6 protein-coding genes and 1 pseudogene are annotated in these 7964 nt (G+C 59.6%); 2 read left to right on the forward strand and 5 right to left on the reverse strand.

The window, feature by feature from the left end; translation table 11 throughout:
- Window positions 1-520 (reverse strand): HAD family hydrolase (locus tag ACIREA_RS21315; RefSeq protein ID WP_397384372.1); only part of this gene is annotated, 520 nt, incomplete at its 3' end.
- A 123-nt stretch (window positions 521-643) separates the two neighbouring features.
- A complete protein-coding gene (gene leuA, locus ACIREA_RS21320; protein ID WP_397384373.1) occupies window positions 644-2308 on the reverse strand; it encodes a 2-isopropylmalate synthase in 1665 nt (554 codons plus the stop codon).
- A gap of 322 nt (window positions 2309-2630) precedes the next feature.
- On the opposite strand from leuA, the gene hisA reads away from it, so the two are divergent.
- Together hisA and ACIREA_RS21330 are read left to right on the forward strand one after the other, a co-directional pair.
- The gene (hisA, locus tag ACIREA_RS21325) at window positions 2631-3404 is read left to right on the forward strand and encodes a phosphoribosylformimino-5-aminoimidazole carboxamide ribotide isomerase (RefSeq protein ID WP_397384374.1); all 774 of its coding nucleotides are present in this window, start codon (window positions 2631-2633) and stop codon (window positions 3402-3404) included.
- Window positions 3405-3443: 39 nt separating this feature from the next.
- Window positions 3444-4247, forward strand: a complete 804-nt coding sequence (locus tag ACIREA_RS21330) for a fumarylacetoacetate hydrolase family protein (RefSeq protein WP_397384375.1) — start codon at window positions 3444-3446, stop codon at window positions 4245-4247.
- On the opposite strand, the gene ACIREA_RS21335 is transcribed toward ACIREA_RS21330, so the two are convergent.
- From ACIREA_RS21335 to ACIREA_RS21345, 3 genes and pseudogenes are all read right to left on the reverse strand, one after another.
- Window positions 4244-4867, reverse strand: coding sequence for an LON peptidase substrate-binding domain-containing protein (locus tag ACIREA_RS21335; protein WP_397384376.1), 624 nt, complete (start codon window positions 4865-4867; stop codon window positions 4244-4246). The genes ACIREA_RS21330 and ACIREA_RS21335 overlap by 4 nt on opposite strands.
- Before the next feature lie 72 nt (window positions 4868-4939).
- Window positions 4940-6415 carry a hypothetical protein gene (locus ACIREA_RS21340; RefSeq protein WP_397384377.1) on the reverse strand — a complete coding sequence of 492 codons (1476 nt, stop codon included), beginning with the start codon at window positions 6413-6415 and terminating at the stop codon, window positions 4940-4942.
- A gap of 135 nt (window positions 6416-6550) precedes the next feature.
- Window positions 6551-7964 (reverse strand): annotated as a pseudogene (locus tag ACIREA_RS21345) (dehydrogenase); the annotation flags it as partial.

The raw sequence follows: 7964 nt of genomic DNA on the forward strand, positions 1-7964 counted from the left end.
CTTCTAGGACGAGGCATTCACTTGGAGCGATGCCCATCTGCGCCGCCGCGAGGAGGAACATGTCGGGGGCGGGCTTGCCATGCTTCACCTTTTTGGGGGTGATGATGATGGGGAAGAGATCGATCAGGCCGGTGGCTGTCAGGCAACCGCGCACGGTGGATTCTTCGCTGCCGGAGGCCACGGCGATGGGGAAGCGGCCGAAGAGTGATTTGGCAAACTCAGCGACAGGTCCCACGACCTGCACTTCGGGGATGCGCTTGGCGAAGATCTCCATCTTCAACTCATCCACGCTGACGGGATCGACATTGGCGCCATGCTTCGCATTCAACAGCTTCACCACGTCCTGCTCCTTCATGCCTGCGTGCGCATAAAACTCCTCCTCGGTGAACTCATACGGCGCATCATGCTGCTTCAAAGCCTCCACCCAGGCGACGTAGTGAAGAGGCATGGAATCAACGAGGGTGCCGTCGCAGTCGAAGATGTAGGCTTGAAAGGGGTAGTCGGGGATTTGGAGGGGCATGGGGTGCGTGCATAAACCGCGCACGCTGGTGGGCGGCAACCAACTTTTCGGATGGAGAGTCTGTGTAGGAAGGTGAACCAGATTTGCGAAAGCCGGGGGGCTCTCGCAAACGTTGAGTCTGCACTATGATGCGCGATTCACCGCACTGAGCACCGCCTTGATGGAGGCGAGTTCGATGTTGGTATCCACACCTGCGCCCCAGATGGTTTTGCCGCTGGCGGTTTTGATCTGGATGAAGGCGAGGGCGCTGGCTTCGGTGCCGGAGCTGAGGCTTTGCTCGCGGTAGGTGGCGACTTCAAAGGGCGGCGCTCCGGCTTCCTGAATCAGCGCTTGGGCAAAGGCGGCGATGGGGCCGTTGCCTTTGCCGGTGATGCCGCGTTCCTGGCCGTTGATGACGAGGCTGCTGCGGCAGGTGAAGACGCCGTCCACGCCATCGGCATGGAAGTGATGGAGGGCGAAGGGGGTCTCGCGCTCGATGTATTCCTTCCAGAACATGCCTTTCAATTCAGCAGCGGTGACTTCGCGCCCCAGCTTGTCCACGATGTCGTTGGCCAGCGGGCCGAATTCACGCTGCATGTCCTTGGGCAGTTCGATGCCGAACTCGCTTTCCAGCAGGTAGGCCACGCCGCCTTTACCGCTCTGCGAGTTCACGCGGATGACTTCGCGGTATTCGCGGCCGATGTCGTTCGGATCGATGGTGAGGTAGGGGACATCCCAGATGGTCTTGTGCTCCTCGTAGCCGGTGAGTCCTTTCTTGATGGCGTCCTGATGGCTGCCGCTGAAGGCGGTGAAGACGAGTTCGCCGCTGTAAGGATGGCGCGGCGCCACGGTCATGCCGGTGGTGCGCTCGTACATGTGGATGAGGCCGCTCATGTCGCTGAAGTCCAGGCCGGGGGAGATGCCGTGCATGTAGAGGTTCATGGCCACCTGGACGATGTCCAGATTGCCGGTGCGCTCACCATTGCCAAACAGGGTGCCTTCCACGCGGTCGGCTCCGGCCAGCAGGCCCAGCTCGGTGGCGGCGGTGCCGGTGCCGCGGTCATTGTGCGTGTGCAGACTGATGATGAGGCTGTCGCGGTTTTTGATATTGGTGCAGATCCATTCGATCTGGTCGGCATACACATTGGGCATGGCCACCTCGACGGTGTCGGGCAGGTTCAGGATCATCTTGTGCTGCGGCGTCGGCTGCCACACATCCATGACGGCTTCGCTGATCTCCTTGGCAAATTCCACTTCCGTGGCGCTGAAGCTTTCGGGCGAGTACTGCAGGGTCACCTGCGTGCCGCCTGCGGCGAGACGATGCAGGCGGTCCTTGATCATCTGCGCGCCTTTGATGGCCACGGTGATGATCTCTTCCTTGGATTTTCCAAACACGTACTTCCGCTGAGCGGGAGAGGTGCTGTTGTACATGTGGATGACCACTTTTTTGGCACCGATGAGCGACTCGACGGTCTTCTCGATCAAGTCCTCACGCGCCTGAACCAGGCACTGGATGGTGACGTCGTCAGGGATGCGCTTTTCCTCGATGAGGCGGCGGTTAAACTGGAACTCGGTGTTGGAGGCGGAAGGGAAGCCGACCTCGATTTCTTTGAAGCCGCATTTCACCAGGGCATCGAACATTTCGAGCTTCTGTGAGACATTCATCGGCACGGCGAGCGCCTGGTTGCCATCGCGCAGATCGACGCTGCACCACATGGGAGCGTGGGTCAGATGACGGGAGGGCCATTGACGGTTGGGGATGCTGATCAGCGGGAAGGGCTGGTACTTGGAAGACGGATCTTTTAACATGACGGGACAATTGGAGACAGGATTAACAAGATTTCAGAATTGGACAGGATTCTTTCCTGTTCTGAGAAACTGCCGTGACGTGACGGCAAGGGGCATGACGAGGAAACACGGGCCGCCTACCCTTGCGTAAGTCGCAGGGAGAGAAGGAGCAGAGCCTTGGCTGGCGTGGTGGTCATGGACGACTCTAAGAAAGCAGGGAAGAAGGAGTAGTCAAGAGAGTCGAAGGAGGGCGGCAAGGCTTGTCTGTGGTGAATGACAAGATCCTGCCTTGAAGGGAAGAAGAGTCGGAGTAGGAGGAAGAGAAAGATTTTCACTCCCTCCTATGACCCGATTCCGACCCTGCATTGATCTCCACGACGGCCGCGTAAAGCAGATCGTGGGCTCGTCGTTGCGGGATGATGGGACGGGGTTGAAGACGAACTTTGTGAGTGACCGGGACTCGGCTTGGTATGGGGAGCTGTATCGGCGCGACGGGCTGACGGGCGGGCATGTGATCCTGCTGGGCAAGGGGAATGAGGAAGCTGCGAAGGCCGCGACGGGAGCTTTCCCGGGCGGCTTGCAGGTGGGGGGCGGTATTCGCTCGTGCAATGCGGCGGAGTATCTGGAAGCCGGGGCCAGCCATGTGATCGTGACGAGTTACTTGTTTGAAACGGACGGCACCTTCAATCAGACGCGGCTCGACAAAATGGTCGAAGCCGCAGGCAAAGAGCGGCTGGTGATTGATCTGAGCTGCAAGGCCACGGCGACGGGCTGGACGGTGGCGATGAACCGCTGGCAGACGCTGACGACGCTGGATGTGACGCCGGAGTCGCTGCGCTTTCTCGCGGGGCATTGTGCGGAGTTTTTGATCCATGCTGTGGATGTGGAGGGCAAGTGCGAGGGCATCGATGAGGCGCTGGTGAGTTTCCTCGGTGAGCACTCGCCGATTCCCATGACCTATGCCGGTGGCATCCGGCATCTGGATGATCTGAAGCGCATCGATGAGCTGAGCCGTGGCCGCGTGGATGGCACGGTGGGCAGCGCACTGGATCTGTTCGGCGGCACCGGGGCGAAGTATGAGGAACTGGTGGCGTGGAACAGGCGTAATGCTGCGTAAACATTTCCAATCACGGGCTAAAACCCGATCTACGAACTTATGAAAATCATCCGCTACTCCGACTCGCAGGGAAACATCGTGCATGCAGCGCAGCAGGCTGATGGCACGGCGCTGGTAATTGAGGGGGATATTTTTGGAGAGCATCATGTGACGGAGCGGAAGGCGGAGATGGTGAAGCTGCTCGCGCCGGTGCAGCCGTTTGCAATTGTGTGCATCGGGCTGAACTACAAGAAGCATGCGGAGGAGACGAAGGCGGAACTTCCGAAGCATCCGGTGGTGTTCATGAAGCTGCCGAACGTGGTGCAGCATCCGGGGGAGCCGATCCTGCTGCCGACGAAGCTGAAGAGTGACAAGGTGGATTACGAAGCGGAGCTGGCGGTCGTGATTGGCAAGAAGGCGAAGAACGTGAGCAAGGCAGACGCTTTGCAATATGTGCTGGGCTACACCTGCGGCAATGATGTGAGCGCGCGTGACTGGCAGAAGCACGGTGGCGGTGGGCAGTGGTGCCGCGGCAAGTCGTTTGATACGTTTTGCCCGCTGGGCCCGGTGCTGGTGACGACGGATGAGATTCCGAATCCGAACACACTCGCGATCAAGACGGTGCTGAATGGCGAGACGATGCAGGACTGGAGTACCAGCGACATGATCTTTGATGTGCCGACCCTGATCGAATTTCTCAGTGGCAGCACCACGCTGATGCCGGGCACGGTCATCCTCACAGGCACGCCGCATGGTGTGGGAGCGGCCCGCACGCCGCCTGTGTTTATGAAGGATGGCGATACGGTGAGCGTGGAGATCGCGCAGATCGGTACTCTGACCAATCCCGTGCAAAATGAGTCCTAGCAGTCCTGCGCTTTTTCCAGTTCGCTGATCAGCTTCTCGTAGCGCCGCTGCGGGCAGCATTCTTCGAGGAGAATGCGGAGGGCGGCTTTGTTGCGCACGAAGTGGAATGCGATGATGTCGCAAACGGCTTCGGCCTCATCCATTTCTTCCAGTTCATGGCGCAGTTGCTGCATGCTCTCGCAGCTGTCGTCCGTGGGCGGTGGAAGGAGGTCCAGCGCGCGTGATTTCAGCTGGCGCAGGATTTTGGTGGGAGCGTGCTGGGTGAGCACCGGTTCCACACGGGCAATTCGGAAGGGCTTGATCTGATCCCAGCCGGTGATGCGCACGCGGCAGACGCCGTAAAGCATGACCTGCGAGGTGCCGTCAGGGTTTTTAACCGAGCAGCGGACCAGTCCCGCCGTGGTGACGGGAAGCACGTCATTCGCGCCGTCAGAAACGCCAACGCAGAACATGCGGTCGGTTTGCAGCGCATGATCCAGCATGCGGCGGTAGCGGTCCTCAAAGATGAACAGGGGCAGATGGCAGGCGGGAAAATGGTAGCAGTCGTCCAAGACAATCACGGGAAGGCTGTGAGGAAGCACGAAACCTTTGGCTGAGAATGTTTTTGACGAGATGTCCATGAGTGAAATGACACGCGGGATACGCGTGCATCCGCCCGATGGTTCCTTGTTTCCTGCGCAAACGCCAGCGAATCATTCAAAGCGGAAGGAAAACACATCGGCGTCCTTGAGCACCCAGCGAAGACGCACCGGTTTTCCGGCCAGAGCAGAGACGTCGCTGCCCGTCTTCCAGTCGATGACACGATCGATGCTGTCGTATGAGATCGCCTTGCAGTCATCCAAAGTGAAGCCAGGCAGGGGCTTGCCCTCGGCATCCTGGATTTCCACCGCCACTGAGCCAGCGGCCCCGGTGGAGAGATTGAGATGCAAAGCCTTGCCGGTGAACGTGAAGGGCTTGGTGGTCATCTCACCGCCTGTGAAGTCTGCATGCAACGATGCGAAGCCATCGAGACGCAGTGTGAAGCGCTGCAGAAGTGCGGTGGTCTGGCCGTAATGGCGCTCCACGAACAATGACATCTCTGCCGGTCCGGTCTGCACCACGCCGCAGGCGGGGTAGTTGCTGCGGCTGGTCCAGTCGCGGAAATCCTGGCCGGGACGAACAAAGCCTTCCATGAAGCTGCGATTGTAGGCTGTGGTGCCGGCGCGACTGGTCATCAGCACGGCTTCGGAGCAGTCCTGGATGAGGGCAGGGTAGGCCTTGGTATCCGGGGCGAGCTCTTTTTTGGCCTGCTCTTCCAGCACGGCCTTGCCGGGCATGAAGCGTGCGGCGGTGGAAATGTAGAGGTGCGGCGCATTAAAATATGGGTTCGTCTGGCTGATGTAAATGTGGTCCACCAACGGCTGGTCGCAGGTCATCTGCACGGCGTCCGTCCAATGGATGAAATCCTTGCTTGTGGCGCGGCTGACCCAGCGCACACCTTTGGGTTTCCATGTCTTCTCATCGATCACGCCTGCGGTGAAGACGCGGAAGTAGGCCACGTAGCACTGCTCCGTATCCGACCAGAAGGACACGTTTTGGGAATCAAAGGCACCTTTGGTGATGACCGCCGTCTCCTGCATTTTCTGCCAGTGCAGGCCATCTGCGGAAACGAAGGCGCTGAGACCGCCGGATTTGCCGCCGAGGCCTGCCAGGGCCTTGTAGCGTTGCTCTTTGGGCACACCGGGACGGCGGTCGATGAATGGAGCGAAGTTGTGCGTGTAGGGGGCCAGATTGGCCAGCATCACATTGTTGTCTTTGCTGCCGTTGATCTCATGCAGGCCGAGCTTGGGCTTCACCCATGTTTTGCCGTCGGCGGATTCGGCGTAGCAGGTGACTTCGCCGCTGGTGCCGTCCTTGAAGCCCGCATTGCCACGGTAGTACATCTGGAATTTGTTTGCCTCGTCGTTGTGAATGACGGTGATGTAGGCGCTGAAGCGGCCCTCCCAGGATTGGTCAAATTTCACCGCGACGCCTGCCTCTTCGGGATGGTGAAGCTGCAGCGCGGCACCTTTCATCTGGTCGATGAGCAGCTTGTCCACAAACAGCTCACGGCGGGAGCCGATGTTGGTGACTTCAGCGGAGGCGATGCCGGTGCAAAGGGCCAGGAAGGGTAGGAGAGTGCGAAGCATGCATAGAAATACTGGCAACCATGGGGGGATGTTGCAGGGGCGGCGAAGCAAAGTACTCTCGAACTTGAGTTCGCTCTGGAAAAGCTCGGAGCTTCCCGGAGTGAGCTAAAGTTCACGAATACTTTCTTTCCCGGATCACAGGCTCTTCAAATACGCCACGATGTCGCTGATGGACTGCGGGGTGAGACCGAGCTGCTGGGGTTGGTACATGAGCGAGCGGGTCATCTTCTGGATGCTGGCGATGCGCTCTTTGGGCACGGTCTGCACGAGGCCGCCCATGCATTTGATCATGACGGGATCGCCGCTGGAGAGGATCATGCCGCTGATGGTGAGGCCGTCCTTGGTTTTGATCTCGCTGCCTTCAAAACCGTGGGAGATGTCGGCGGAAGGATGGGCGATGGCGTTGGCGATGACTTCGCTCGGCTGCTGTTTGCCAAAGGTGCTGAGGTCGGGGCCGAATTCAACGCCCATCTTGCCGACTTTGTGGCAGGTGAAGCAGACGGCGATGGCGGCCTGGCCGCGCTTGGCATCGCCGGGGAGCTGGGCGATCTCTGCACCGGTGGGCAGCTTGGGTGCGCCCTTGAGTTCAGGGGGCATTTCGACCGCGACGAGTTTCACCTTGGCGGGATCATACAGGCCCAGAGCCTTCATGCCGCTTTCCACATCGTAGTCCTTCCAATCGTTGCCTTTGCGATTGAGCAGCCACCACTTGGCGAGATCCTTCATTGGGAAGTCTTTGGTGTTGGCGAGTTCGATCATCGCGCCTGCAGCTTCACGGCTTTTCACGAAGGCGAGGCCGGTGAGCATGAGCTTGCGCTGTTCTTCACTAAGGACGCTGTCGAGGGCGCGAGTTTTGAAGGCCTCCACCGCAGCGGCGGGGTGCATGCGCCAGGCGATCCAGGACTCTGCCTCGGTCCATGCAGCGGGCTTGTCCTTGCAGATGGCGGCGTAAAGTTCGGCTTCCTTGCCTTCAGCGCCAAGACCGAGGGCTTCGAGGTAAGCGCGGTCTTTGCCGTCAAACTGCTGCGCGAGTTTCACCAGCAGTGGAAGGCTTTGGGCGACAGGGACTTCGCGAAGTGTCAGTGCGACTTCACGGCGCACTGCTGCGGAGGAATCTGTGACCATCTTGGCGGCCATGGCCAGCACATCCTGACCGGCACGACGCAACGCGCGGTAGGCGATGAGGCGCTGATCTTCGGATTTGGATTCGAGCCAGGGCTTCACCTGAGCAACGCCGTCTTCACCCATTTGTGCGAGCAGCCATGCGGCGCGTGCGGCGATGAAGGTGTTGTCGTCCTTGAGCAGGGCTGCGACGGCGGGCACGGCTTTCGCGCCCTGCGCTTTGAGTGCGGTGAATCCATTGTAGCGCACGTTGGGTGCGGGGCTTTTCAGCGCGGCGATCTGGCCTTCCGTGGTGTCGAGCTTGAGTGCTGGCACGTTGGAGGCGAATCCCTTCGGAGCGATGCGATAGATGGTGCCGGTGTAGCGTTCATCGAGTGTACCGTGGCCACCGACGCGGGCGTCGAACCAGTCGGCGACGTAGATTGCG

It is taken from the genome of Prosthecobacter sp., from assembly GCF_044373815.1.
Taxonomy (GTDB): Bacteria; Verrucomicrobiota; Verrucomicrobiia; order Verrucomicrobiales; family Verrucomicrobiaceae; genus Prosthecobacter.

Excerpts from the sequence above, each read along its gene's own strand:
- leuA (WP_397384373.1), bottom strand. The coding sequence starts at position 2,308 with ATGTTAAAAGATCCGTCTTCCAAGTACCAGCCCTTCCCGCTGATCAGC.
- hisA (WP_397384374.1), top strand. The coding sequence starts at position 2,631 with ATGACCCGATTCCGACCCTGCATTGATCTCCACGACGGCCGCGTAAAG.
- ACIREA_RS21330 (WP_397384375.1), top strand. The coding sequence starts at position 3,444 with ATGAAAATCATCCGCTACTCCGACTCGCAGGGAAACATCGTGCATGCA.
- ACIREA_RS21335 (WP_397384376.1), bottom strand. The coding sequence starts at position 4,867 with ATGGACATCTCGTCAAAAACATTCTCAGCCAAAGGTTTCGTGCTTCCT.
- ACIREA_RS21340 (WP_397384377.1), bottom strand. The coding sequence starts at position 6,415 with ATGCTTCGCACTCTCCTACCCTTCCTGGCCCTTTGCACCGGCATCGCC.